This window comes from Cellulomonas sp. Leaf395, assembly GCF_001424125.1.
Classification (GTDB): Bacteria; Actinomycetota; Actinomycetes; order Actinomycetales; family Cellulomonadaceae; genus Cellulomonas.
Genome location: NZ_LMQI01000003.1, coordinates 453,574 through 478,487, shown reverse-complemented (window position 1 = coordinate 478,487; position 24,914 = coordinate 453,574). Strand labels below are relative to the sequence as shown.

General features: G+C 70.8%; 16 protein-coding genes, 1 tRNA gene and 1 pseudogene. 13 read left to right on the top strand and 5 right to left on the bottom strand.

What is annotated here, in order from left to right:
- Positions 1–11 precede the first annotated feature (11 nt).
- The 9 genes from fdhD (at position 12) to ligD (ending at position 14,927) form a co-directional block, all read left to right on the top strand.
- Positions 12–860 (top strand): formate dehydrogenase accessory sulfurtransferase FdhD, encoded by an 849-nt coding sequence (gene fdhD / locus ASG23_RS10095; protein WP_056023862.1) that lies wholly within the window; start codon positions 12–14, stop codon positions 858–860.
- Positions 860–3,139 carry an FdhF/YdeP family oxidoreductase gene (locus ASG23_RS10090; RefSeq protein ID WP_056023859.1) on the top strand — a complete coding sequence of 760 codons (2,280 nt, stop codon included), beginning with the start codon at positions 860–862 and terminating at the stop codon, positions 3,137–3,139. The genes fdhD and ASG23_RS10090 overlap by 1 nt, the downstream gene beginning before the upstream one ends.
- A gap of 422 nt (positions 3,140–3,561) precedes the next feature.
- Entirely contained in the window at positions 3,562–4,743 is a 1,182-nt protein-coding gene (locus ASG23_RS10085; RefSeq protein ID WP_082516046.1) for a DUF1611 domain-containing protein, read from the top strand.
- Positions 4,740–5,852: an alanine/ornithine racemase family PLP-dependent enzyme gene (locus ASG23_RS10080; RefSeq protein WP_056023856.1), complete on the top strand. Its 1,113-nt coding sequence runs from the start codon at positions 4,740–4,742 to the stop codon at positions 5,850–5,852. The genes ASG23_RS10085 and ASG23_RS10080 overlap by 4 nt, the downstream gene beginning before the upstream one ends.
- 49 nt (positions 5,853–5,901) lie before the next feature.
- Positions 5,902–6,273, top strand: a complete 372-nt coding sequence (locus tag ASG23_RS10075) for an ArsR/SmtB family transcription factor (RefSeq protein WP_056023853.1) — start codon at positions 5,902–5,904, stop codon at positions 6,271–6,273.
- Positions 6,270–7,940, top strand: a complete 1,671-nt coding sequence (locus ASG23_RS10070; protein WP_056023850.1) for a SulP family inorganic anion transporter — start codon at positions 6,270–6,272, stop codon at positions 7,938–7,940. Before ASG23_RS10075 ends, ASG23_RS10070 begins: the two co-directional genes overlap by 4 nt.
- A gap of 481 nt (positions 7,941–8,421) precedes the next feature.
- The gene (locus ASG23_RS10065) at positions 8,422–10,644 is read left to right on the top strand and encodes a pectate lyase family protein (RefSeq protein ID WP_157465609.1); all 2,223 of its coding nucleotides are present in this window, start codon (positions 8,422–8,424) and stop codon (positions 10,642–10,644) included.
- 114 nt (positions 10,645–10,758) lie between these two features.
- Positions 10,759–13,833 (top strand): FIMAH domain-containing protein, encoded by a 3,075-nt coding sequence (locus ASG23_RS10060; RefSeq protein WP_056023844.1) that lies wholly within the window; start codon positions 10,759–10,761, stop codon positions 13,831–13,833.
- Between the two features lie 128 nt (positions 13,834–13,961).
- Positions 13,962–14,927 (top strand): non-homologous end-joining DNA ligase, encoded by a 966-nt coding sequence (gene ligD / locus ASG23_RS10055; protein WP_056023842.1) that lies wholly within the window; start codon positions 13,962–13,964, stop codon positions 14,925–14,927.
- A gap of 105 nt (positions 14,928–15,032) precedes the next feature.
- On the opposite strand, the gene ASG23_RS10050 is transcribed toward ligD, so the two are convergent.
- Together ASG23_RS10050 and ASG23_RS10045 are read right to left on the bottom strand one after the other, a co-directional pair.
- Positions 15,033–15,106, bottom strand: a tRNA-Met gene (locus tag ASG23_RS10050).
- A gap of 95 nt (positions 15,107–15,201) precedes the next feature.
- On the bottom strand, positions 15,202–18,198 hold the full coding sequence (locus ASG23_RS10045) for a UPF0182 family membrane protein (RefSeq protein ID WP_056024566.1): 2,997 nt from the start codon (positions 18,196–18,198) through the stop codon (positions 15,202–15,204).
- 147 nt (positions 18,199–18,345) lie between these two features.
- Here ASG23_RS10045 and ASG23_RS10040 point away from each other — a divergent pair, with 147 nt between their 5' ends.
- Positions 18,346–18,900 carry a PPA1309 family protein gene (locus ASG23_RS10040; RefSeq protein WP_056023839.1) on the top strand — a complete coding sequence of 185 codons (555 nt, stop codon included), beginning with the start codon at positions 18,346–18,348 and terminating at the stop codon, positions 18,898–18,900.
- Between the two features lie 7 nt (positions 18,901–18,907).
- On the opposite strand, the gene ASG23_RS10035 is transcribed toward ASG23_RS10040, so the two are convergent.
- Positions 18,908–20,014, bottom strand: coding sequence for a YlbL family protein (locus tag ASG23_RS10035; protein ID WP_056024563.1), 1,107 nt, complete (start codon positions 20,012–20,014; stop codon positions 18,908–18,910).
- A gap of 59 nt (positions 20,015–20,073) precedes the next feature.
- Positions 20,074–21,171, bottom strand: coding sequence for an NAD-dependent epimerase/dehydratase family protein (locus ASG23_RS10030; RefSeq protein ID WP_200941558.1), 1,098 nt, complete (start codon positions 21,169–21,171; stop codon positions 20,074–20,076).
- A 65-nt stretch (positions 21,172–21,236) separates the two neighbouring features.
- Between ASG23_RS10030 and ASG23_RS10025 the strand changes: the two genes are divergently transcribed.
- Positions 21,237–22,637, top strand: coding sequence for a zinc-dependent metalloprotease (locus ASG23_RS10025; RefSeq protein ID WP_056023836.1), 1,401 nt, complete (start codon positions 21,237–21,239; stop codon positions 22,635–22,637).
- Between the two features lie 184 nt (positions 22,638–22,821).
- On the opposite strand, the pseudogene ASG23_RS10020 reads toward ASG23_RS10025, so the two are convergent.
- Positions 22,822–23,397: pseudogene (locus ASG23_RS10020) on the bottom strand (SprT-like domain-containing protein); the annotation flags it as partial.
- A 190-nt stretch (positions 23,398–23,587) separates the two neighbouring features.
- On the opposite strand from ASG23_RS10020, the gene ASG23_RS20290 reads away from it, so the two are divergent.
- Both ASG23_RS20290 and ASG23_RS10015 read left to right on the top strand, forming a co-directional pair.
- Entirely contained in the window at positions 23,588–23,746 is a 159-nt protein-coding gene (locus tag ASG23_RS20290) for a DUF5679 domain-containing protein (RefSeq protein ID WP_146844118.1), read from the top strand.
- A gap of 130 nt (positions 23,747–23,876) precedes the next feature.
- Positions 23,877–24,896, top strand: a complete 1,020-nt coding sequence (locus ASG23_RS10015) for a hypothetical protein (protein ID WP_056023833.1) — start codon at positions 23,877–23,879, stop codon at positions 24,894–24,896.
- Positions 24,897–24,914 lie beyond the last annotated feature (18 nt).

Below are 24,914 nucleotides of genomic sequence, written 5' to 3'. Positions count from 1 at the left end.
GATAGTGGGGCATGCAGAGAATCGCGGTCCGTCGACGGGTGACGCGGATCGACCTCGACGGCGGCGCTCGCCGGGCCGAGGACGTCCTCGCCGCCGAGGAGCCCCTCGAGATCCGCGTCGACGGACGCTCGCTCGCCGTCACCATGAGGACTCCGGGCCACGACGTGGAGCTGGCTGGGGGATTCCTCGTGTCGGAAGGCGTCGTCACGGCCACCGGGCACGTCGTCGCGGCGCGGTACTGCGCCGGCGCGACCGACGAGGGCGTGAACACCTACAACGTCCTCGACGTCACGCTCGCCCAGGACGTCCCCGCACCGGACCCGTCCCTCGAGCGCTCCTTCTACACGACGTCGTCGTGCGGACTCTGTGGCAAGTCCAGCATCGACGCCGTTCGTACGCACTCGCACTGGACGGTCGACGACGACGGTCTCGTCCTGCCCGCCGACCTCCTGGCGACCTTCCCCGACCTGCTCCGTGAGCGCCAGGAGGTGTTCGACCGGACAGGCGGGCTGCACGCCGCCGGACTGTTCGACGGCGCGACGGGTGAGCTCCTCGTGCTGCGCGAGGACGTCGGTCGCCACAACGCCGTCGACAAGGTCGTCGGGTGGGCGCTGACCAACGGCCGCCTGCCGCTGCGCGGCACCGTGCTCATGGTCTCCGGTCGCGCGTCGTTCGAGCTCACCCAGAAGGCGCTCATGGCGGGCATCCCCGTCCTCGCCGCCGTCTCCGCGCCGTCGTCCCTGGCCGTCGACCTCGCGGACGAGTCCGGGATCACGCTCGTCGGCTTCCTGCGGGGGTCGTCGATGGTCGTGTACTCCAAGCCGGAGCGCGTCAGCGTGCAGGCGCGGGTGCACGCCTGATGGCTCGCGACCCTCGCCTGACCGTCCGTCCACCCGAGGCGTGGGCCGTCGGGCTTCCCTCCGTCGTCAGTGCCATGGGCTACGTGCTCGACGGACTCGGCCCGAGCCGTGCGCTGAAGCTGCTCACCAAGGTGAACCAGAAGGACGGCTTCGACTGCATGAGCTGCGCGTGGCCGGACCCGGCCCACCGCGGGCGGGTCGAGTTCTGCGAGAACGGCGCCCGCGCGGTCGCGTGGGAGGCCACCACGGCGACGGTCCCGACGACGTTCTGGGCGGAGCACTCCCTCACGGACCTGCTGCAGAGGTCCGAGTACTGGCTGGGCCAGCAGGGCAGGCTCGTCGAGCCGGTCCACAAGGCCGCCGGCAGCGACCACTACGTCCCCATCAGCTGGGTCGACGCGTTCCAGCTGATCGCGGACACGCTGCGCGGGCTCGAGTCGCCGGACCAGGCCGCGTTCTACACCAGCGGCCGCACGGCCAACGAGACGGCGTTCGTCTACCAGCTGTTCGTGCGCGCCTTCGGCACCAACAACCTGCCCGACTGCTCCAACATGTGCCACGAGTCGACGGGCACCGCGATGCTCGCCACCGTCGGCATCGGGAAGTCGACCATCGCCTACGACGACTTCGCGGCGTCCGACCTGATCATCGTCATGGGGCAGAACCCGGGCACGAACCACCCCCGCATGCTGACCGCGCTCGAGGACGCCAAGCGGCACGGCGCCACGATCGTCTCTGTCAACCCGCTGCCGGAGGCAGCGCTGCGCCGCTACAAGAACCCGCAGACCGTCCGCGGGATCCTCGGCCGCGGGAGCGACCTGGCCGACCAGTTCCTGCAGATCCGCAGCGGCGGCGACATGGCCCTGCTGCAGTGGATCTCGCGGCGCGTCCTGGAGGCGGAGGACCGTCACCCGGGGACCGTGCTCGACCACGAGTTCCTCGCGGAGCACACGCTAGGTCTCGACGAGCTCCGGTCCCACCTCGCCACGCTCGACGAGCACGAGGTGCTCACGGCCACCGGCCTGAGCGTCGAGGAGATGGACCAGCTGGCCGACCGCTACCTCGCCGCCGACCGCGTGATCATCACGTGGGCCATGGGCCTGACGCAGCACCGCAAAGGCGTCGACACCATCAAGGAGATCATCAACCTCCTCCTGCTCCGCGGGAACATCGGCAAGCCCGGCGCCGGCGCCTCCCCGATCCGCGGGCACAGCAACGTGCAGGGCGACCGCACCATGGGCATCTGGGAGCGGATGCCCGACAGCTTCCTCGACGCCCTGGGCGCCGAGTTCTCGTTCGAACCGCCGCGCAGGCACGGTCTCGACTCCGTGCAGTCGATCCAGGCGATGCAGCGGGGCGAGATCAAGGTCTGGTTCGCGCTCGGCGGCAACCTCGTCGCGGCCATATCCGACACCGCGGCGGCCGAGGCCGCGATGCGCGGGACCGACCTGACCGTGCAGGTGTCCACCAAGCTCAACCGCTCGCACGTGGTCACCGGTGCCGAAGCGCTCATCCTGCCGACGCTCGGGCGCACCGACGTCGACCTCCAGGAGACCGGTCCGCAGTTCGTCTCCGTGGAGGACTCCGTCTGCGCGGTCCACGCGACCCACGGACCCCTGCCACCCGTCTCGGACATGCTCCTGTCGGAGGTCTCCATCGTCACGCGGCTCGCGCGCGCGGTCTTCGGCGACGACGGTCCCATCGACTGGGCCGGCTTCGAGCGCGACTACGACACCATCCGCGACGCGATCTCCCGCGTCGTGCCCGGGTTCGGCGACTTCAACCGACAGGTCCGTCGCTCCGGAGGTTTCGTCCTGCCCAACGGCCCGCGGGACTCCCGGACCTTCCCGACGGCGACCGGCAAGGCCATGCTCACGGTCAACCAGCTCGTCCCCGTCGAGTGCCCGCCCGGCCGGCTCATCCTGCAGACCATCCGCTCCCACGACCAGTTCAACACCACGATGTACAGCCTCAACGACCGCTACCGGGGCATCCGCGGGGGGCGTGACGTCGTCTTCGTGAACCCGGACGACCTCCTCGAGCTGGGCCTCGCGGACAACGACCGCGTCGACATCCACAGCGAGTGGCCCGGCGAACCCGACCGGTCGCTCCGCGACTACCGCGTCGTGCTCTACCCGACCTCACGAGGCTGCGCCGCCGCGTACTTCCCCGAGGCGAACGTGCTGATCCCGCTGGCCAGCACCGCCCTCGGCAGCAACACCCCGGTGTCGAAGGCCATCGTCGTGCGGCTGGAGAAGCTCCCCGGCCCGAGGTCGTGAACCGTGACACCGGTGGCGTCGACGCCGGAGGGACGCGATGTCGGCACCGTCGATCTCAGCCGCGGCACGGACACCGCCGAGACCTCGGACGCTTGGCTGCGCGACGCCAGCAGAGGCGTGACCCGACGTTCGACATCAGCGTCGCTCGACGGCACGGGGGCAGCCCCGAACGGGAGGACGAGCGTCTCTGTCATCGCGATGCATCCTTCGTCTGAGGTGAGGGCGGGCGGCGTCCTCGGGCGTGCGTCGATCGAAGCACAGGCGGCGTTCGCCGGCCGCGATGCACGTGTGTCGGTGACGAGCGGCTACCCTCGGGCTGTCGGCAACCTTGCCGGCACTCAGTGCAGACCACTCGTTGACCGTTGGGCTCATCGCCCGGCCACGATCCCGTCGCCTCCTCTGAGCCTTCTCAGAGGGACCACATGTCTGCGCTCACCAACAGCTCGTCGCCGCTGCACGCCTGGCAGGAGCTCGCCGAGGCCGTTCCGGCCGAGCCCTTCGCCCTCCCGGTCGGCACGACCGCGGTCGTCTACTGCGAAGGCCAGTTCGGGGAGCAGGACGGCAAGACCGGCAACGGTCTGGTCCGGCACTCGGAGAAGTACGAGATCCTCAGCGTCATCGACAGCAGGTGCGCGGGCGCAGACGCCGGGACGTTCCTCGACGGGACCCCGAACGGCATCCCCATCGTCGCCACGCTGAGCGAGGCCGTCGCCCACGCCGGCCCGGTCCCTGACTACCTGATCTGCGGCCTCGCACCGGCCGACGGACTGTTGTCCGAAGCGCAGCGGATCGTGCTGCTCGACGGCATCGCCCGCGGCATGCACGTCATCAACGGCCTGCACGAGTTCCTCAACGACGACGCCGAGTTCGTCGCCGCCGCCCTGCTCGCCGGGGTGACCATCACCGACGTGCGCCGCCCGAAGGACACGCGGGACCTGCACCTGTTCTCCGGTCGGATCTTCGACGTGACCTGCCCCCGGATCGCGGTGCTGGGTACCGACGGCGCCATCGGCAAGCGGACCACGGCGACGCTGCTGGTCCAGGCCCTGAACGCTCAGGGGATCAAGGCCGTCATGGTCGGAACCGGCCAGACGACCCTGATCCAGGGCGGCAAGTACGGCGTCGCCCTGGACGCCCTCGTCCCGCAGTTCTGCTCCGGCGAGGTCGAGCACCAGGTCGTCGCCGCGTTCGAGGGCGAGGACCCCGACGTGATCGTCGTCGAGGGGCAGGGCTCGCTCAGCCACCCGGCCTACCTGACGTCGGGACACATCCTCCGCGGCAGCCGCCCCCAGGGCGTGATCGTGCAGCACGCCCCGAAGCGCCAGGTGCTCGGGGACTTCCCGATGATGCCGATGCCGACCGTGGCCAGCGAGATCGCGCTGATCGAGGCGTTCGCCGACACCCGGGTGATCGGTGTGACCATCAACCACGAGTCGATGACCGCTGCCGAGCTCGACCAGTCCATCGACGACCACCGGGAGGACCTCGGCCTCCCCGTCACCGACCCGCTGACCCGGCCCGGCCAGGACCTGGTCGACATGGTCCTGCGCGCGTTCCCCGATCTCGCACCGAAGGCAGCACCCCACACGTCGATCCGTGGGTGAGCGCCCCACGGATCGAGATCGACCTCGATCTGGTCGAGCACAACACCCGCGTCCTGGTGGACCGGTTGGCCGCGCGCGACGTCCGGGTCCTCGGGGTCACCAAAGCGACCCTCGGCTCGCCCGGGGTCGCTGCCGCGATGCTCCGCGGCGGAGCCGTCGGCCTGGGTGACTCCCGGGTCGAGAACCTTGCTCGCCTGACCGACGTAGACGGAGCGGTGCCGCGCACCCTGATCCGCTCACCCATGCTCAGCCAGGCGGCACACGTGGTCCGCACCGCGACCGCCAGCCTCAACACCGAACCCGCCGTCATCGCCGCCCTCGACGCAGCCGCGACGCACGCAGGGCTCCGCCACGACGTGATCCTGATGGTCGAGCTCGGCGACCTGCGCGAAGGCATCGCCGTCGACGACGTGGCGGCAGCGGTCCAGGTCGTGCTGGAGTCGCCGTCGCTCCGGCTGCGCGGCCTGGGCGCCAACCTGGCGTGCCAGAACGGGGTCGTGCCCGATGACGCGAACATGGGCGTGCTGCACCGGCTCGTCGACCGGACCGAGGCGCACCACCGCCTCGCTCTCGACGTCGTCTCCAGCGGCAACTCCGCCAACCTGGACTGGGCACTGACGACGACCCGGCTCGATCGCACCAACGAGCTGCGCCTCGGCGAGGCGATCCTGCTCGGCACCGAGCCCCTCCGTCGCGCGCCGATCGACGGCCTGAGCACGAAAGCCTTCGCGCTGGTCGGCGAGGTCATCGAGATCGCCGACAAGCCCGCCCGTCCCTGGGGAGACCAGGCGCAGGCCGCCTACGGCGAACCGCCGGCCCGCGTCGGCGGGGGATCCCGTCGCCAGGCGATCGTGGCCCTCGGCCGCCAGGACGTCGATCTCGACGGCCTCCTCCCGCCGCCGGGGATGGTCGTGCTCGGGATGAGCAGCGACCACCTGGTCCTCGACGTCGGCGACCACCCGATCACGGTCGGCGACGAGCTCCGCTTCCGCCTCGGCTACGGTGCGCTCGTCCGGGCCATGACGTCACCCTTCGTCGCCCGGGCCGAGCGCCAGGTCCTGGGCACGCCAGACGCACTCGGACCGGTGGCGGGCTCAGCGCGGCGGTGAGCCCATGGTCGTCGGCAAGCGTGCAGCGACGCGATATGATGATTTCATCATGCCGCACAGTCAGCCGTACTCCCGCAGTCAGCGCCCCCTCTACGAGGTCAAGGCGGGCCTGTTCAAGGGTCTGTCGCACCCGCTGCGGATCCGCCTTCTCGAGCTGCTCGCCGACGGCGCGGAGCACACCGTCGCCGAGCTCCAGGCGCAGACCGGCCTCGAGCCGTCCCACCTGTCCCAGCACCTGGCCGTCCTGCGCCGCCACCGCCTCGTCGAGTCCGACCGGCGCGCGAGCCACGTCCACTACCGACTCGCGCACCCCGAGGTCGCCGAGCTGCTCGCGGTCGCCCGTCGACTGCTCGTGGACATCGTGACCACCGACGGCGCCAGGCTCGACGACGTCGCGGGCCTGCCCGCACTGTCTCGATGACGGGTCTGTGGGCGGACGTCCGGCGCCTGCTCCCGGGCCGCTCCGACTACGCCGAGCTGCCGCGCTCGTGGCGCACCGACCTGCTCGCGGGCCTCACCGTCGGCATCGTCGCGCTCCCGTTGGCGCTCGGTTTCGGCATCGCGTCCGGCGCCGGCGCCGAAGCCGGGCTCATCACCGCGATCGTCGCCGGAGTGGTCGCCGCCGTGTTCGGCGGCTCGCACGTCCAGGTCTCCGGACCGACCGGCGCGATGGTCGTCGTCCTGGCGCCGATCGTCGCGACGCACGGGGTCGGGGCCATCGCGCTCGTGACGCTCCTCGCCGGGGTGATGGTCGTCGTCGCGGGGATCGCCCGGCTGGGCCGGGCCGTGTCGTTCATCCCGTGGCCCGTCATCGAGGGCTTCACGCTCGGGATCGCCGTCATCATCTTCCTGCAGCAGGTCCCCGCCCTGACCGGCGCCGGAGGGCAGTCGGGACCGCACACCTCCATCGTCGCGTCCACGCTCTCCTCGTTGGTGCACGCCGATCCCGCCACGCTCGTGTGGTCGCTCGCCACCGTGGGGATCGTGGCCACCTGCATGCTGCTGCTCCCCCGGTGGCGCCCGGGGATCCCCGGATCGCTCGTCGGCATCGTCCTCGCGACCCTCGCGGCGCAGGCCCTGCACGCCCCGCTCGCGACGATCGGCGCCCTGCCGCACACGTTGCCCGCCCCGTCGATCCCGCAGCTGGACCCGGCGACCATGCAGGTGCTCCTGCCCGCGGCGCTCACCATCGCAGCGCTGGCGGCCATCGAGTCGCTGCTGTCCGCACGGGTCGCCGCATCCCTGACCGACACCGGCGCGTACGACCCCGACCGCGAGCTGCTCGGCCAAGGTCTGGCATCGCTCGCCGCGGGACTGTTCGGCGGCATGCCGGCCACCGGGGCGATCGCCCGCACGGCGGTCAACGTCCGCTCCGGCGCGCGGACCCGGGTCTCGGCGGTGGCGCACGCCCTCGTCCTGCTCGCCGTGGTCCTCGTCGTCGCCGGCCCGGTCGCCCACATCCCCCTGGCCGCGCTCTCCGGCGTGCTGATGGTGACGGCCGTGCGCATGGTGCACGTCGCGACGGCCCGGTCGATCCTGCGCTCGACCCGCGCCGACGCCGCCGCGTTCGTCGTCACGGCCGTCGTCACCGTCTCGGTCGACCTCATCGTCGCCGTCGGCATCGGCGTCGTCGTCGCGGGCGCGTTCGCCCTGCGCGGCCTCGCACGCGCGGCGGGCGTCGCACGCGAGCCGGTGCCGGGCGTTCCCGAGCGCGGCGACGAGCAGATCGCCATCATCCGCATCGACGGTCCCCTCTTCTTCGCCGCCGCCGACCGGGTGCTCGACGAGGTCACGGGGCTCGACGGGGTGACCGTCGTCATCCTGCGCATGTCACAGCTCGAGCTCGTCGACGCCACCGGCGCGCACGTGCTCAGCGAGATCGTGCAACAGCTCGAGGCCCGCCACGTCACCGTGCTCATCAAGGGCGTGCGCGACGGGCACGTCGAGCTGTTCCGCACCGTCGGCGTGCTCGACGCGCTGCGCCACCACGAGCACCTGTTCGACGACCTCCCCGCCGCCGTCGCGCACGCCCGTGACCACGTGCGCCGCGCCGGATACCCGCTCGTCGACGACGCGACGGCCGCGTAGCGCCTGGGCCGCGGGACCTCGGCGGACCGACGGAGCGCGACTCGGCACGACCGGCTGCTCCGTCCGGGGCGACGACACCGAGTTCGCTCGCGCGGCACTGCTCCTCGACGAGCGGCTCGTCGTCCACCTGCACGGCCATGGTCTGGCCCGGATCGGGACGATCCTTCTTCTGCCCGCAGGTCCCTGGTGTCGACAGCTCGTTGCAGCCGTGCACCTGGAACCCGCCGTCCGACGTCGAGGCAAACGGGGCGGCTACTCCTGAGCTCATTGCGCGGCTCGCCGGGCGATCTGTAGGTGGGGTCAAAGTAGACCTTGACTCTGGCTGGGCGTCGCGCTAGTTTCTGCGAAAGCGCTTTCCGACCATTGTGAAGGCGTGTCCCACCGTGTGCCACCGCGACGCTGCTTTGGCACATGGGTCCATTGCGTGACGATGAGGTCACCGCAATGAAGCGGAGCCTGCCCCCAGCACGAAGGGCTGATAGTGACGACGACAAAGAGGACCAACGCCCTGGCCGCATTCTTGCTGGCGATCACCGTTGTGGTGTCGCTCGCGTCGGGGGCGAATGCATTGCCGGCCGACGGCGCCAAGCAGAGCGGCACCTGGTTCGAGTCCGCGTTCGCCACCTGGACGGAGAATCCAGGTGACGACGGGTACCGGGCTTACGTCAGGACGACGGGCGCCTACGACTGGCGGGACGGCACGCCCCTCGCGGGCTGGCTCGCCGACTGGGAGGAAGTCGACAGTCCACTGGTTCGCGAGGTCGACGATCACCGTGGCACATGGCGGGCGGACGTACCGGGTCTGCCCCGGGGCCGGTATGAGATCCAGATCCGCAGCGCCGACGGGTCGACCGTCGTCCATACCTTCAAGGACCTGGAGACTCGCGCATTCCCTCGAGAAGGCGCTGCTTTCGTCCCGTCGAACGTCAACAGCTTTGAAGGCACTCACGAGTTCGCGCTCGACGGTGCAGTCGGCGGCTACCTGCCCGACGGCCGCGTGGATCCCGCCGCCAAGATCGTGTACGTGACGCACGAGGACATGAGCTCCACCATGCCGGCCGATCTGTTCGCCACAGGCAGGGAGGGTTCTGCAAACCAGCGGACTCCACTGATCGTCCGGTTCCTCGGCACGGTCGGCGCGTTCGACCGTGTCGCCGCCACCCCCGACGTGGCGGGTGCCCAGGTACCCCCAGGGGCGTTCAACAACAACCGCAAGCTCACTATCGGTGCGGGGAACGGCAACGTGACCCTCGAGGGCGTCGGTCCCGATGCGGTGATCTACGGCTGGGGAATCTCGACGGGCGGCGCGCACAACGTGGAGCTCAAGAATCTGACGTTCGACCAGTTCTTCGACGACGCGGTCGAGGTCCATGGCGGTGGCACCGGTGTTAGGGCGTCCAACGTGTGGGTGCACAACAACACGTTCGGCTACGGACAGAACAAGTTCCTCAACATCCCGAACACCGACCCCGACCAGGCAAAGGGCGACGGGGCTACGGATATCGTCAACAACGCGCGAAACTACACGGTGGCCTACAACCACTACGCCGGGAGCAGCAAAGTGATGCTGGTCGGCGGTGGCACCGGCTCCATCAGTGCCCACTACGGCACCTTGCACCACAACTGGTTCCAGGGCACCGATGAAAGGACTCCTCGTGTTCGCAACGGGAGGGTCCACGCGTTCAACAACCTTTACGACAACATTCAGGGGCATCCGTACCACGACGTTCTCCTCGACCGCCACACCGGGTACGGCATCGGAGCCGCACACAACGCCACGATCTGGGCGGAAGGCAACATCTTCGACAACGTGAACTTCCCGTTCCTCCGGAGCCGGCAGGGTCACGCCCGAGGTCACCAGGCGATCGACTACGTTGCGGGCCCCGACGAGTCGCCCACAGCCAACGCGGGGTTCAACCACTTCTTCGGTGACGCACCTGGATTCATCGTGACGCGGGAGGTCGCCACGCACGGTGACTTCCCCGCGAACATCGACCAGATGAGGAGTCCGTCGGACTACATGCCGGGCCTCACCACCAGGGATCTGCAGTCACTGAGGCAGGCGGCGCTCGGCCTCGAGCCGAACGTCCTGGACGAGGCGTCGGAGCGCAACTTCGACCCGAAGCTCGACATCGGGGTGACGGTGGCCGAGGGATCGACGACGACGAACCCGAACATGACGACCAATCCGCCCGCCCAGCTGGACTGGTCCTTCCGACCGAGCTCCGGCGGTGTCTGGCGCACCACGAACGCGGCGCTGGTGGCAGAGCTGCGGGCGGAGATCGAGTCCTACGCCGGCGCGATGCATGCTCCTGCACCGCATGCGGTCCCGATGGCGCCCTCGATCGCCAGCGTGGTCGTCAATGGCCAGGTGCTGTCCGTAGGCGGCTCGTTCATCCCCGAGCCGAAGGTCGTCGTCTACGAGGGCACGTTCACCGTCGACTGGGTTGCCGACGACCCCCTGGCGGAGTCGTACGAGATCCAGTGGGACGGTGGGAACGGGCAGTGGCAGACCATCGCCACGGTGTCCGCGAGCGCCAGACCACAGACGTTCGTCACGCAGGATCTGGATCAGTTCGCCAACCTGCGCAGCATCCTTGCCCAGGTCACCGGCGACGAGGACGCGTCGTACGCATTCAGGGTGAGAGCCCTCAACTCTGCCGGCGCGGGTGACTGGTCGCAGACCTCCACCGTCAACGGCTGAAGGTTCGCGGCACAAGGGCCGGCGCCAGCCGGCGTCGGCCCTTGTGAGTCGGCGCTGCGCCGACGTGCTGCCACATGTCCACCACCAGTTCCACAGCGAAAAAGGAGTGCGCAGATGCGGCACGGATCGACCCTGCACGTCACGCTCGCGCTGGCCGTCGGCCTGTCCCTGTTCGGCGTCGCGGCCCCGGCGGCAGCCGCCACGCCGGCGGCCACCTCCGCCGTCACAGAAACCAGTGCCGCCGCCGACAGTGAGGTGGTGGTGACCTTCGAGTCCGACGGCGGCACACCGGTCGACCCTCAGCACGTGCAGCCCGGCGCCACGCTCCAGGTCCCGGAGCGGCCCACCAGAGACGGGTCGGTGTTCGTGGGCTGGTACACCGACGCAGCCGCCACCGGCCACATGTGGGACTTCCTCAACGGCACCGCACAGGACTCCATGACGCTGCACGCCAAGTGGGTCCAGGTCGACGAGACGCATCGCCTCCTGAACGCCTACGCCTCCCCAGAAGAGCTGGAGAGCCCCTACGTCGCGTCCACGCTCCAGACCCTGGGAACACTCTCCGACGACGAGCGCGTGCTCACCCTGCCCGCGGGCACGACGGTGTACGTGGCGCCCGGCGTGTACTGGACCGACCGCACGTACCGGGAAGGAGGCGTCATCGCGGGTCCGAACATCGGCCTCAGCATCCTGGGCGAGGACGCCTCGTTCCTCGGACTGACGCAGGACGCGACGGACACGATCATCGCCGGCAACCGCGGAGAAGGCGGCGAGACCGGCCTGGGCGCGAACGGGAGCTGGTACACCCTCGGCATCTCCTCCGGGTTCCACAGCGAGAACATCACCATCGCGAACTACGCGCAGGAGGATCTGGTCTACCCGCGCGACCCGTCGCAGAGCATCGTGAAGCGTCTCGACTCCAAGAACCATGCCGAGGTGCTGACGCGTGCCCACGGCACCGGGGCGCCGGACCGGCTGTACTTCGAGAACATGCGGTTCGTCGGGTACCTCAACATGATGTACACCCTGCAACCCGTCCGCGCGTACTTCCTGGACAGCTTCTTCCAGCTGACCGACGACTCGATCTTCTCCGGCGACACCATCGTCTACGAGAACTGCACCTTCCACCTCTTCGGCAACCACCCGTCGTTCAGCGGTGCCAACAACGGCGGCATCACCGTCCTGCTCGGCAGCACGATGGTCGGCATGCCGCAGATGACCAGTACGGACCTCTACCTGGCCAAGCAGTCCAACGCGATCGGACCGCAGGCGAACGCCCTCTTCGCCGTCGTCGACACCCGGTTCACCGGCCGGGTCGAGTCCGTCGAGTGGGAGAACGTGGTGCGTGAGGATGCTCGGCACTTCGTGTCGAACAACACGATCGGTGACGCCGGTGCACCGCTCGTCATCAGCCCGTCCGAGCCGCAGACCTCGGTCTCCTTGGCCGGCGGCGCCCTGGACGCCTTCAAGGTCGGCGACGAGTACAACGTGTACAACCTGCTCAAGGGTGACGACGGGTGGGACCCCAAGGGGCAGTACGACGCCCAGTGGGAGCCCTACGCGAACCTGCCGTACCGGTTCGTCGTCGGTGCCACGGGGAAGACGATGTACTCCGCCCAGACGGGCGACACGAACAGGGCCGTCCTGACCCCTGCTCCGGCTCCGATCGACTCCGTCGACCTAGGAGACGTCGTCTGGGACTACGACGCAGGCCTCCTGGACGGCACCGTCGATGCCACGACGGGCGGCCTCACGCTCACCGCGAAGCCGAACAACACCGGCGCGATCATCGAGACCATCGCGACAGCGACCCTCCCGAGCGGGATCTCGGCCGGTGCGACGCTGCGCATCCGCCCGGTCCCGGTCGACGCGCCCGTCGTGTCCGCAACCTCCATCACCGTCAGCGAGAACCTGGCGTCGCTCGCCTACACGCTGGACCAGCTCGGGTACCAGGACACCTCCGTCATCGACTGGTACCGCGAGACCGGCCCCGACACCACCGACGGCGTGCACATCGGCACGATGCGCAACGACGCTGACGGCTACTTCGTCGACGACCCCTTCACGGCCTACCCGCTCGACAAGTACGACGTCGGGCACTACCTGCGCGCCGTGATCACCCCGAAGTACGAGTTCAGCGCCGCCGGCTCGCCCGTGACCGTGCGCACCACACGTGCGGTCACCGCGGCCGACGTCACGACGACGTCCTTGTCCACCGACTTCAAGAACGTGCACATCACCGACGAGGACCATGCCACCACCACGGGTCGGTGGTTCTTCGACCGCGTCACCGGGACGGCCGTGCCGTGGGGATGGGGCATCGGCACCAACGGCACGGACAGGATCTGGGGCCTGCAGAACAACTCCCGCACGTCGGGTACCAGGATGGTCTTCGGCCAGGACAGCGGCTACCGCGACATGTCGCTCGACCTGGACTACTCGACGAGCAAGGTCGAGGGGCAGGGGTTCGGTGGCAACGGTCAGTTCATGGACATCTACGTCAAGTACGACGCGGCGGCCCGCACGGGGTACGGGCTGCGGGTGGAGCGCACCGCCGCCGGCGGCTCCAACGCGACGATGTGGACGCTCTACGAGTACGACGGCGACACCCAGACCCCGCTGACCGAACCGGTGCGGACGGCCGCGGCCATGCCGAAGAGCACGATCAACGTGTCGGTCACCGGCGCCACCCTCCGGGTGAAGGCCTCGACGGAGTCGGCGAGGACCCCTCTGCAGATCGCGCAGGGCCTCACCAACGAGGTCGACATCTCGTGGACCGATGACACCGGGGACCTGCGTTACAACGCCGCCGGTGGCTTCGGGTTCCGCATCAACAACACCGGGAGCTCGTCCTACGACTATGCCGGCAGCGGCACCACCACCAACAACACCGTGATGCTGCACGATGTGCGGGTCGAGGCCGCCAAGGCGACCCTCGCCGACCTGCGCGCGGAGCTGGACTCCTTCCTGGCGTCCGGCGACGTGTCCGGACCAGGACTCTCGGTGCTCGACGTGCACCTGCGCACGGCTCAGCAGCTCGCGGACCTGGGCCTGACCGACGCGGTCGTCCAGCAGCTCGAGCGGTTCGTCGACCGGCTGGAGTCGCCGCCGCCCGGGAGCCGGATCTCCGACGAGGCCGATCGACGACTGCGGTACACGGCGCACGCGTTGATCGACCAGTGGTCGTGACGTAGGAGTTCCCCGAACGGCGGGGCGGATCGCGCGAGCGGTCCGTCCCGCCGACGCTTGATCGGCCTCACGCGTGGCGCAGCACGCCGCCCTTCGGCCCGGAGGCACCCAGCGCGCTTGAATGAGGTATGGCCCCGGACCACTCACCCGCCGTCGAGCTCGAGGTCGGGTCCCGCACCGTGCGGCTCTCCAACCCCGACCGCATCTACTTCCCCGCCAGCGGGGCGACCAAGCTCGACCTAGCGAGCTACTACCTCGCCGTGGGTGACGGGATCGTGCGTGCGCTGCGGGAGCGCCCCTGCATGCTGCACCGCTACCCGACGGGCGTCGCCGGAGAGAAGGTGCACCAGAAGCGGTTGCCGCGTGGGGCTCCGCCGTGGATGGAGACGGTGGAGCTCTACTTCCCGCGCTACGGCCGCACCGCCGATGAGCTGTGCGTCACCGAGCTGGCCCACGTGATCTGGGCGGTGCAGATGTCGACCGTCGAGTTCCATCCGTGGAACAGTCGCCGGGCCGACACCGAACGACCCGACGAGTGGCGCATCGACCTGGACCCGATGCCGGACTGCCCCTTCGACCGGGTGCGGCGCGTGGCGCACGTCGCGCACGAGGTCCTGGACGAGCTGGGCGCCGTCGGCTGGCCCAAGACCTCCGGCGGCTCCGGCCTGCACGTGTACGTCCGCATCCGTCCCGACCACGGCTTCGCCGACGTGCGACGCGCGGCGCTCGCGTTCGCGCGCGAGGTGGAGCGTCGGGCGCCCGACGATGTCACCACCGCGTGGTGGCGGCGCGACCGCGACCCCTCGCTCGTGTTCGTCGACTACAACCAGAACGCCCGCGACCACACGATCGCCTCGGCCTACTCGGTGCGCGGGACCCCCGAAGCCACCGTGTCGACGCCGCTGCGCTGGGACGAGATCGACGACGTCGACCCCCGCGACTGCACCCTGCACACGGTCCCCGCCCGCTTTGCCGAGCTCGGCGACCTGCATGCCGGCATCGACGACGCGGTGTTCGACCTGGCGCCGCTGCTGGCCTGGGCCGAGCGCGATGAACGCGAGGGCGCCCCGGCACCCCCGGACGACGACGGGTGAGCCGACCGGGGAACGCGTGATCGGACGCGGATGGGTCCCCGCCGTCGGTCGATCGCTCACACGACGAAGGCCCGGACCATCCGGTCCGGGCCTTCGTCTTCTGTGTAGCGGGGGCAGGATTTGAACCTGCGACCTCTGGGTTATGAGCCCAGCGAGCTACCGAGCTGCTCCACCCCGCGTCGGTGGTTACAACCTACCTCACCCCTCAGGGGGGACCAAATCCCCGGACCCCGGCCGGTGGTGGTGTACGTCACCACCACCGGCCGGGACCAGGTCATTCGCCGAGCCGGGCCTCTGCCTCGAGTGCAGCCTGGACGGCCTGGTCGAGCCGCTGCTGCGCCTCGCCGTAGGCGGCGAAGTCGTTGCGTGCCAGGGCGGACTGGCTGTCGGCGATGGCTTCCTTGGCCTGCTGCAGCGCGCGGTCGAGGTCGGCGCGGGCGGTCGCGTCCGTGCCGGTGTCGGTCCCGGGCTCGGTGGGTGCCTCGGTCGGTTCCGCGGTCGGTGCGTCCGTCGCCCCGTCGGTCGGCTCGTCCGTCGGAGGTGTGCCCGCGTCGGGATCGGTCCCGGCGTCGCCGGCGTCTGCGCCCGAGTCCCCGCCGAACACCTGGTCCAGGGCACCGTCGAGGGTGTCCGCGAACCCGATGTCGTCACCGAACGCCACGAGCACGCGTTGCAGCAGCGGGAACGTGGTCCCGGAGCGGGCCTGCACGTACACCGGCTGCACGTACAGCAGACCGCCGCCCATGGGCAGGGTCAGCAGGTTGCCGCGGACCACCTGCGAGTCGCCGCGGCCGAGGATGTTGAGCTCGTTGGACACGTCCGGGTCGGCGACGAAGTTGTTGTTCACCTGACCGGGTCCGGGCACGGTCGAGTCGCGTGGCAGCTCGAGCAGGCGCATCTTGCCGTAGTCCTCGGACGGCTTCCCGTCCTCGTTGCCGGCCTCTGCGTCGACCGCCAGGTACCCGGTCAGCACGTTGCGGGCGTTGGTACCCGTCGGGATGAACGACGACATCAGCGAGAAGCTGGCCTCGTCCTGGTCGGGCATCCGCAGCGTCAGGTAGTACGGCGGCTGCGGGACGGCGACGCTGCTGGTCGGGTCGTTCGGGTTGGCCCAGAAGTCGTTGCCGGAGAAGAACTGGCCGGCATCGGTCACGTGGTACCGGGCGAGCAGGCTGCGCTGCACCTTGAACAGGTCCTCGGGGTAGCGCAGGTGGCTCATGAGGCTGCCCTTGATGGAGGACAGCGGCTCGATCGTCGACGGGAACACCGAGTCCCACGCCTTGAGGATCGGGTCCTCGGCGTCCCAGGCGTACAGCGTGACCGAGCCGTCGTAGGCGTCGACCGTGGCCTTCACCGAGTTGCGGATGTAGTTCGCGGTCTTCGGCTGGAGCGCCTGGATGGTCTCGGAGGACTCGGTCAACGAGTCCGTCGTGGCGTCGTCGAGCGACTTCGGCTCGGAGTAGGGGTACTGGTCCGACGTCGTGTAGCCGTCGACGATCCACTTGACGCGACCGTCGACCACCGCGGGGTACGCACGGCCGTCGAGCGTGAGGTACGGGGCGACCTTCTGGACGCGGTCGCGGGGGTCACGCTCGTAGAGGATCTGCGAGTCGCTGGTCACGCGATCCGAGAAGAGGATCTGCTCGGAGCCGAACTTCAGCGCGTAGAGGAGCTTGGTCAGCGGGTTGCCGATCGACGGGCCCGCGGAGACGTCCTGCGTCGGGAACGTGCTGTTGACCGCGCCCTCCGAGTCGTCGGCCGGGTAGTCCAGCTCCCACGCCCGGGTGCCTTCGGGGGCTCCGACGATCGAGTAGAGCGGGGCCTTCGGGCTGAAGTAGATGCGCGGCTCGTACTCGCCCATCTCCCCCGTCGACGGGATGCCGCCCTCCCAGAAGTTGGGTGCTCCGCGGCCGGCGGTCGTGTTTCCGTACGCCGCGACGACGCCGAACCCGTGGGTGTAGACGGTGGCGTCGTTGGTCCAGTTGCGCTGCTGCGCGTCCAGGCCCTCGAGCGAGAGCTCGCGCACCGCGATCACGGTGTCGCGGCTCACGCCGTCGACCTCGTACCGGTCGACGGACAGCGAGTCGGGGAAGTCGTAGAACGCGCGGATCTGCTCGAGCTGCTTGAACGACGGGCTGACGATCTGCGGATCGAGGAGACGGATGGAGGCGGTGGTGTCGGCGTCGGAGCGCAGAGCTCCCGCCTCCGCCGTGACCTCGGCGTTGTAGTCGGTCTTCTCGACGTCCTCGAGGTCGTACGCGTCGAGGGTGGCGCCGATGTTGCGCTGGATGTAGTCCGCCTCGGCGTCCTGCTGGTTGGGCTGCACCTGGAAGCGCTGGACCACGGCCGGGTAGACGCCGCCCACGGCCACGGCCGCCACCACCATCAGACCGACGCCGATGGCGGGAAGCCGCCAGTTGCCACGGATCGCGGTGACGATGAACATGACCGCGACGAAGATCGCGATGCCCGCCAGGATCGCCTTCGACGGGATGACGGCGTGGACGTCGGTGAACGAGGCGCCGGCGAACTTGCGGCCCGTCTTGGTGAGGATGGAGAACCGGTCCAGCCAGTAGCTCGCGGCGATGAGCAGCATGAGCACGGCCGCGATCACCGACAGCTGGACGCGCGCGGCCTTCGTGGTCCGAGGGGCTCCGCCACGCTGACCGCCCACCCGCAGACCCCCGTAGAGGTACTGGGTGGCCAGGGCGCCGATCCCGGACAGCACGACAACCGCCATGAGGAACGAGACCACGAACCGCAGGCCGGGCAGCGTGAACAGGTAGAAGCCCAGGTCGATGCCGTACTGGGGGTCGGTCTTCCCGACCGATCCCCCGTGCATCCACAGCTGGATCGTCTGCCACTGCTGGGAGGCCGCCGCACCGGCGAAGAGTCCGAGGACGGCCGGTCCGACGATCATGACCAGCCGGCGCAGGGGCTCGATGGCCTCGCGGTACTGGTCGAGGTTCGCCTGCTCCTGCGTGGACGGCGCGTACACGGGACGCGAGCGGTACCCGAAGTTGAGGCTCCAGTAGACGGCGCCGCCCATCACGAGGAAGCCGAGCACGAACAAGATCGCGCGGGTGCCCCACTCGGTGCGGATCACGTTGCCGAACCCGAGCTGCTGGAACCAGAGGACCTCGGTCCACACCTGGGCCAGGATCAGCACGACGACGACGAGCACCCCGAGGACGACGAGCGTGGGGGCGAGCGCTCCGCGTCGGCGCGGACGCGCCGGGCTCGGGCGGGGCGGCGGGCTTCCGAAAGTCACGGCGTGGCAGTCCTCGTCGTCGGCAACAGGTGAGCACAGGTCGGCGCGTCGCGACCGTGCCGGCGACGAGCGCAGGGCGCACGCCACTCGCACGGGAGAACGTGCCGGTCGAGGCACAGGTTCCCACAGGAATGGGACGATGAGCCTGTGAGTGAACCAAACCTGGAACCAGCAGCGCTCGCTGCGCTGGCCGACTCCGTCCGCGAGATCGAGCATCACGTCGCCCAGGCCGGGTGGGACGGTCCGGTGCGGGTGTTCGCGCTGGTCCGGACACAGGACATGCTGCGCACCGAGCCCGGGCTCGCCGCCCAGCTCGACCCGTCCGTCCTGACGTCCGCCCGGTCGCAGCCGTGGCACCTCACGTCGGTCGAGCAGGAGGAGCTGCCCGGCGCTCCGGACCTCGAGACGCTGCTCGCCGGGCTGTCGTGGCCGTCGACGGTGGACGGGATGGCGGTCACCGTCGAACGGGTGGTGCTCCCGCCCGCCGCTGAGGAGTCGATGCCGCAGGACACCGACGCCGCGCTGGAGTACCTGCTCGGCCACCCCGAGCGTCAGGACGTGAGGCTCGTCGTCGGTGCGCTGCGCGACGGCCCGTCCTGGTGCACGGTGCGCAGCCGCGCGAACGACACCGCCGAGCAGGTCGGCCAGGGACCGGACCTGGTGCCCGGGCTCGTCGCCGCGGTGCGGTCGACCCTCGAGTAGCTCGCCGCTAGCTCGTGCAGGTCGGCAGGTCGTCGGCCGTGCCGGCACCGATCGCCGTGATCGCCTCGCGGGCCTCGTGCAGGGTCTCGATGCGGACCACGCGCAGACCGTCCGGCACGTGGTCGACGACCTCGTCGCAGTTCGCGGCCGGGGCCAGGAACCACGTCGCCCCGTCGCGCGTCGCGCCGGCGAGCTTCTGGCGGATGCCGCCGATGGGGCCGACCTCGCCGGTGACGTCCATCGTGCCGGTCCCGGCGATGTCCTTGCCGTTCGCCTCGTCCTCCGGCGTCATCTTGTCGACGATGCCGAGCGCGAACATGGTCCCCGCGCTGGGACCTCCGATGTCGTCGATGCTGACGGTCACGTCCACCGGCATGTCGAACGCCGGGTCGATGAACACCCCGATCTGCGCGCCACCGTCGTCCTTCGCTGTCGTCACGATCGGGATGTCGACCGGCTCACCGTGCCGACGCACCGTGAGCGTCACGGTGTCCCCGGCCTCGACCTCGCCCAGCATCCCGATGAGGCCTTGGTAGTCGGGCACCGCGGTGCCGTCGAGAGCGACGATGACGTCTCCCTCCTCGACCTTGCCCTCCGCGTCGGAGCCCTCGACCGTGCCGGCGACGACGAGCGACGCCGGGACGTCGTAGCCCAGCTCGGTGAGCGCTGCGACAGTCGCGTTCTCCTGCGAGGAGACCATCTCGGCGGTGTTCGACTCGTCGATCTCGTCCTGCGTCCGGTCCGGCGGGTAGAGCAGCTCGACCGGCTGGACCACCGACCACTGCGACAACCAGCCCTGCAGGACTCCCACGACGCTCGACGGGTACCCGGGACCGCCGGTGCCCGACACGGTGGTCAGTCGCAGCTCGCCGGTCGAGTCGAACGTCTCCGCGCCGGAGATCTGGATGAGCGGGGTGCCGTCGTGCTCGCCCAGCACGTCACGGGTGGGCCCCGGGCTGCTGATGGCGTACGGCACGGGCATCACCACGAGGACCGCGAGAAGCAGTGCGGTGACCATCATCCCCACGGAGAGGGTGAGCGACCGAGGGCTGATGCGGTCGGGCTCACCCTGGTCGTCGTCGACGTCGGACGGTGAGGTGGGCTGGTCGAGCACGCCCACATCATCCCCCGTCCCGGCAGCCGTCCAGGCACCCGTCTCGGGGCACTCGCCGTTCACGGCCGCCGCCGGGCCCGCGCCTGGCGCCACACGGCCGCGGTGCCGATGAGAGCCACCGCCGCCCCTGCCGCGCCGAGCGCCGCCGCGTCCCGGGTGCCGACGCGTCGCCCGGCCACGGCGACGCGGCCCTGGACGCCCTCGAGCAGCACGTCCAGGCACGCCGCACTCGACCAGCGCGGGGCCCAGCCCGCCTCGCGCAGCCGGTCGGTCGCGACGGTCCACGGATAGACGACGAACGCGAGCTCGGACGCAGGAGCCGGCAGCACCCCCACGCGGTGCAGCCGCTCGGCGGTGCCGAACGCGGTCGCCGCGGCCAGCTCGACCCGCCTCATCCCGGCCGCCGCCTCGACGTCGGCCGGCTCGAGCACGTCGTCCGCCCCGACGGTGAGGACTCCGGCCAACCGGTGCGCCACGGCGAACTGCGCTGCGGCGGCGAGGTCCTCGACGTGCAGGAACTGCCACTGCCGGACCGCGCCGCGCACCGTCAGCAGGCGTGGCGCCTCGAAGTGCCGCGTGACGAAGGTGTCGATCCCGACCCCGACCACCGCCGCCGGACGCAGCACCGTGACGAGCGGGGCCTTGCGTCGCCGAGCGCGCTCGAGCACGGCCTCGGCGGCCAGGAGGTCACCGACCAGCCCGTCGCGGGCCGCCTCGTCCGCGCGCGGGAGCGGGTCGACGTCGTGGATGACGGGACGGTCGGCCCACGCGCCGTGCACGACAGCGGACCCGATCGCCACCACGTGCCGGGCACCGACCGCTCGCGCGGCGCCCACGACTCGTTGCGTGTGCGCGACGACGGCCGCCTCTCGTTCTCGACGGCTCTTGGCCGGCGAGCCGACCAGATCGCCCGCGTGCGCGACGAGCACCACGACCGTGGCACCGACCAGCGCGTCCTGCGGGCTGTCGACCGGGAGCTCGTCGACCGTCCGCACGTTCTCGCCCCATGCGGCGGCGACGGCGGACGCGATGGGTCCGCGGCCGACGATGATCACCTCGTCGGCCGGCTCGTCGGGTCGCGCCGCGTCGGCCGGCCCCGTCGACAGGTCGTCATCACGTCGGGTGCTGCGCCCTGAGCGAATCTGCTCGCCCACCATCCCTCGTTCCTGTGCTGCGCGGTTACCGTGGTTCGCAGCCGGCCCTATCGTCGCAGGAGGTCCACGTGAGCCCCGACAACTCCGCTGTCCCGGGAGCCGATGGTGGCGTGCCCGCCTGGGAACAGGTGATGCGCGCGATGCTGGGCGACGGCGCCGACGAGGCGATCCGTGAGCTGCAGGAGCGCGGCTTCGATCCCGGCGCGATGGCGGCCGCATCCGGGCTCCCCGACGACCCTGCGGCACTGCAGCAGGTGTTCGCGCAGATCCAGGCCCTGCTGGCCGCGTCCGGGGACGACCCGGTCAACTGGCAGATGGCGCACGACCTCGCCCGGCAGCAGGCAGCCGCCGGAGGAGACCCGTCCCTGTCGACGGCACAGACGCGCCAGGTGCTCGACGCCCTCGCCGTCGCCGAGCTCTGGCTGGACGCAGCTACGGACCTGCCGCCGTCGACGGGCAGCCCGCGGGCCTGGAGCCGAGCGGAGTGGGTCGAGGCGACCCTGCCGACGTGGCGCACGCTCACCGAGCCGGTGGCGTCCTCGCTCTCGGTCGCGCTCGTCGGGGCGCTGGGCGGCGCCCTGCCCGAGGGCTCGCCGGAGGGCTTGGCGCTGCCCGGCGGGATCGAGCCCGGCCAGCTCCTGCGCCAGCTCGGGTCCGCCGTCTTCGGCATGCAGGTGGGCCAGGCGGCCGGAACACTCGCGCACGAGGTCTTCGGCACCACCGACATCGGTCTCCCGCTCCTCGATCGACCCACCCCGGCGCTCGTGGCCGCCAACGTCGACGCGTTCGCCGACGGGCTCGACGCGCCGGCGGACGAGGTCCGGCTCTTCCTCGCCCTGCGCGAGGCCGCGGCCACCCGCCTGTTCACGCACGTGCCGTGGCTGCGCGCCCACCTGCTCGCCACGGTGGAGGCCTACGCACGCGGCATCACCATCGACGCCGACCAGCTCGAGGAGGCCGTGCGCTCGATCGACGTCACCGACACCGCGGCACTCCAGCAGGCATTGTCGGGCGGCGTCTTCGCACCGCACACCACGGCGGCGCAGAAGGCGGCGCTCGAGCGGCTGGAGACGGCGCTGGCCCTCGTCGAGGGCTGGGTCGACGAGGTCACGGCCACGGCCGCGCTCCCCCACCTGCCGCACACGATGGCGCTGCGCGAGATGATCCGCCGCCGCCGGGCCGCCGGGGGGCCCGCCGAGCAGACGTTCGCCAACCTCGTCGGTCTCGAGCTGCGGCCGCGCCGCCTGCGCGACGCGGCGGCGCTGTGGGCGCAGATCACCCGCGACAACGGGGCGACGGCACGCGATGCCGTGTGGGACCACCCCGACCTGCTGCCCAGCACCGAGGACCTCGACGACCCGGCCGGCTACGCGTCACGTCGGGCGACCGCGGTCGACGACGCCGCCGAGGTGGACCGGGCCCTGGCGGAGATCCTGGGCGAGGACCCGAACACCGACCCGAAGGCCTGATCGGCGCCTCGCCCGCGCGGTGAGCTGACGCTCGTCAGCTCTGGCGCTCGGAGCCCAGCCCGTCGAGCTCCAGCTCGAGCTGACCGAGCGGACCGAGCTCTCCGTCGCCGACGTCCGACCCGAACTCGTCGACGTCCACCTCGTCAGCCAGGATGTCGTCCGGTTCCGGCGTCCCGTCGTCGACCTCGTCCGTCCGCTCGTCGTCCGTCTGTTCGTCGTCGTCCGTCCCGTCGGACGGCTTCGGAGCGCCCCGCTCGGCGGCGTAGGCATACCCCTCGAGGAACCCCCGCGCCCGCAGGGTACGCGGATAGGCGTCGAGCTCCGCCCAGAACTCCGGTCCGTGCCCGGCATGGAGCAGGTGCGCCAGCTCGTGCAGCAGCACGTAGTCGAGCACCCAGCGCGGCATGCCGCGCACGCGGTCGGAGATCCGGATGGTGCTGTCGGACGGCGTGCACGACCCCCACCGCCGCCCCTGGTTGGTGGACCACCGCACCGTCGCCGGCCGCGCCCGCCCGCCGAGGTACTTGGCGGACAGCTCCGTGGCCCGGGACATCAGCTCGTCGTCCGACGGTCGCCGACGCCGCTCCTGCGCCGCGAGACGGACCAGCATGCGGCGCACCCACTCGTGCTCCTGCGCCCGGGTGAACCGCGCGGGGATGGCCACGATCGTGCGTTCGCCCTCGCGCCAGGCCGTCACCGTGCGCACGCGCTTGCGTGAGCGGCGGATCTCGACCTGCGACAGGTCCTGCGTGGGCTGCACGGAAGAACGCTAGCGCGCAACGCCATTGAGCCCCTGTTCACGGGTCGGCGCACGGCGAGTCCTGCACGATTCCGCGGGCTGTGGGAGCCTCGGCTACTACTGTGACAGTCGCGCGGGCGTGGCAGCACCACCACGCCCGGCCGCCGGCCGGCGGTTTCCCGGTCCGGTGCAGGACACCGAGGGAGGCACCATGGCTGAGACATATGCAGGCGAGTTCTACTGCGTGAAGTGCAAGGAGAAGCGTCAGGCAGAGGGTGACGTCGTCGTCTCCGAATCTGGTCGGAGAATGGCCAAGGCCGTCTGTCCGGTCTGCGGCACGAAGCTCAACCGCATCCTCGGCAAGGCCTGAGCTCTACCGCGTCGCCCGAGGGCATCGTCCGTCCGGACGGTGCCCTTCGGCATGCCCGGGGCTGTGGATGACGGCCACGAGGCACCAGCCCGCGCTGCCACAGTGACGCCCTCGTCCTGAAGGGAGCTCCATGCGACTGCGTGCCGGGCTGCGGGTGCTGCGCCGCACCGCCACGGAGGTCCAGGTGGGCACCGACCCGCGCTGGGCCGTCCGCCTCCCCGACCTCACCCCCGCCGAGGCGGACCTGCTCCAGTCCCTAGACCCGCGCACCGACCTGACCGAGGTCGCACAGCTGGCTGCGGGCCGGGACGTCGACCCGGACAGGGTCCGCGCGCTCGTCGATGCGCTGGTCGGGGCGCGCCTCACGTCCGACGGGCCGGCCCGCGCGGTCCTGCGCGGGCCCGCGGCCGTCGATGCCGCAGTGTGGTCCCTCCTGGGTGCCGACGGGGACGGCGCCGGAGTCGTCCGTGCGCGCGCGGACCGGGTGGTCGCGGTCCTCGGGCTCGGACCGACGGGGCTCGGCATCGCCGTCGGGCTCGCGGCAGCGGGGGTCGGCACCCTGCTCGTGGACGACGGACGGGCTGTCCGCTCGACGGACGTCGGCGTGTGCGGGTACCGGTGGGCCGACGTGGGGTCGGTGCGCGAGCACGTGGCGGCTCGGCTGCTGAGGGATGTCGCACCGCACGTGTCCACCGCGACGGACCGGACACCGGACGTCGTGGTTCTCGTCGAGGACGATGTGGCGGACCCGGGACGAGGACCGGGCCTCGTCGCCGGTGGCATCGCCCACCTCGGCGTCGTCGTCCGCGAGGCGGACACGGTCGTCGGACCGTTCGTCGTGCCCGGCGCAGGGCCGTGCCTGCGCTGCCTCGATCTGCACCGCGCGGACGTGGATGCGTCGTGGCCCACGATCGTCGCGCAGCTGCACGCCGGCGGGGTTGCGGACGAGGCCGGTCCGGTCGCCGCGGTCTGCGCCGGCCTCGGCACCGCGGCGGTGCTCTCGCACCTGGACCGCGCCACCGGTCTCGCACCGGGAGCCACGTTCGAGGTGGCCCTGCCGGATGCCGTGCCCCGCAGACGCACGTGGGCGGTGCACCCCGAGTGCGGGTGCACCGCCCTCCCGGCGTCGCTGGTCAGCGCGCAGGGATGAGTCCCGGCCGTCGGGTCA

Coding starts and splice junctions, on each gene's coding strand:
- ASG23_RS10030 (WP_200941558.1), bottom strand. CDS start 21,171: ATGGTGGGCGAGCAGATTCGCTCAGGGCGCAGCACCCGACGTGATGAC.
- ASG23_RS10085 (WP_082516046.1), top strand. CDS start 3,562: ATGTCTGCGCTCACCAACAGCTCGTCGCCGCTGCACGCCTGGCAGGAG.
- ASG23_RS10075 (WP_056023853.1), top strand. CDS start 5,902: ATGCCGCACAGTCAGCCGTACTCCCGCAGTCAGCGCCCCCTCTACGAG.
- ASG23_RS10015 (WP_056023833.1), top strand. CDS start 23,877: ATGCGACTGCGTGCCGGGCTGCGGGTGCTGCGCCGCACCGCCACGGAG.
- ligD (WP_056023842.1), top strand. CDS start 13,962: ATGGCCCCGGACCACTCACCCGCCGTCGAGCTCGAGGTCGGGTCCCGC.
- fdhD (WP_056023862.1), top strand. CDS start 12: ATGCAGAGAATCGCGGTCCGTCGACGGGTGACGCGGATCGACCTCGAC.
- ASG23_RS10090 (WP_056023859.1), top strand. CDS start 860: ATGGCTCGCGACCCTCGCCTGACCGTCCGTCCACCCGAGGCGTGGGCC.
- ASG23_RS10070 (WP_056023850.1), top strand. CDS start 6,270: ATGACGGGTCTGTGGGCGGACGTCCGGCGCCTGCTCCCGGGCCGCTCC.
- ASG23_RS20290 (WP_146844118.1), top strand. CDS start 23,588: ATGGCTGAGACATATGCAGGCGAGTTCTACTGCGTGAAGTGCAAGGAG.
- ASG23_RS10060 (WP_056023844.1), top strand. CDS start 10,759: ATGCGGCACGGATCGACCCTGCACGTCACGCTCGCGCTGGCCGTCGGC.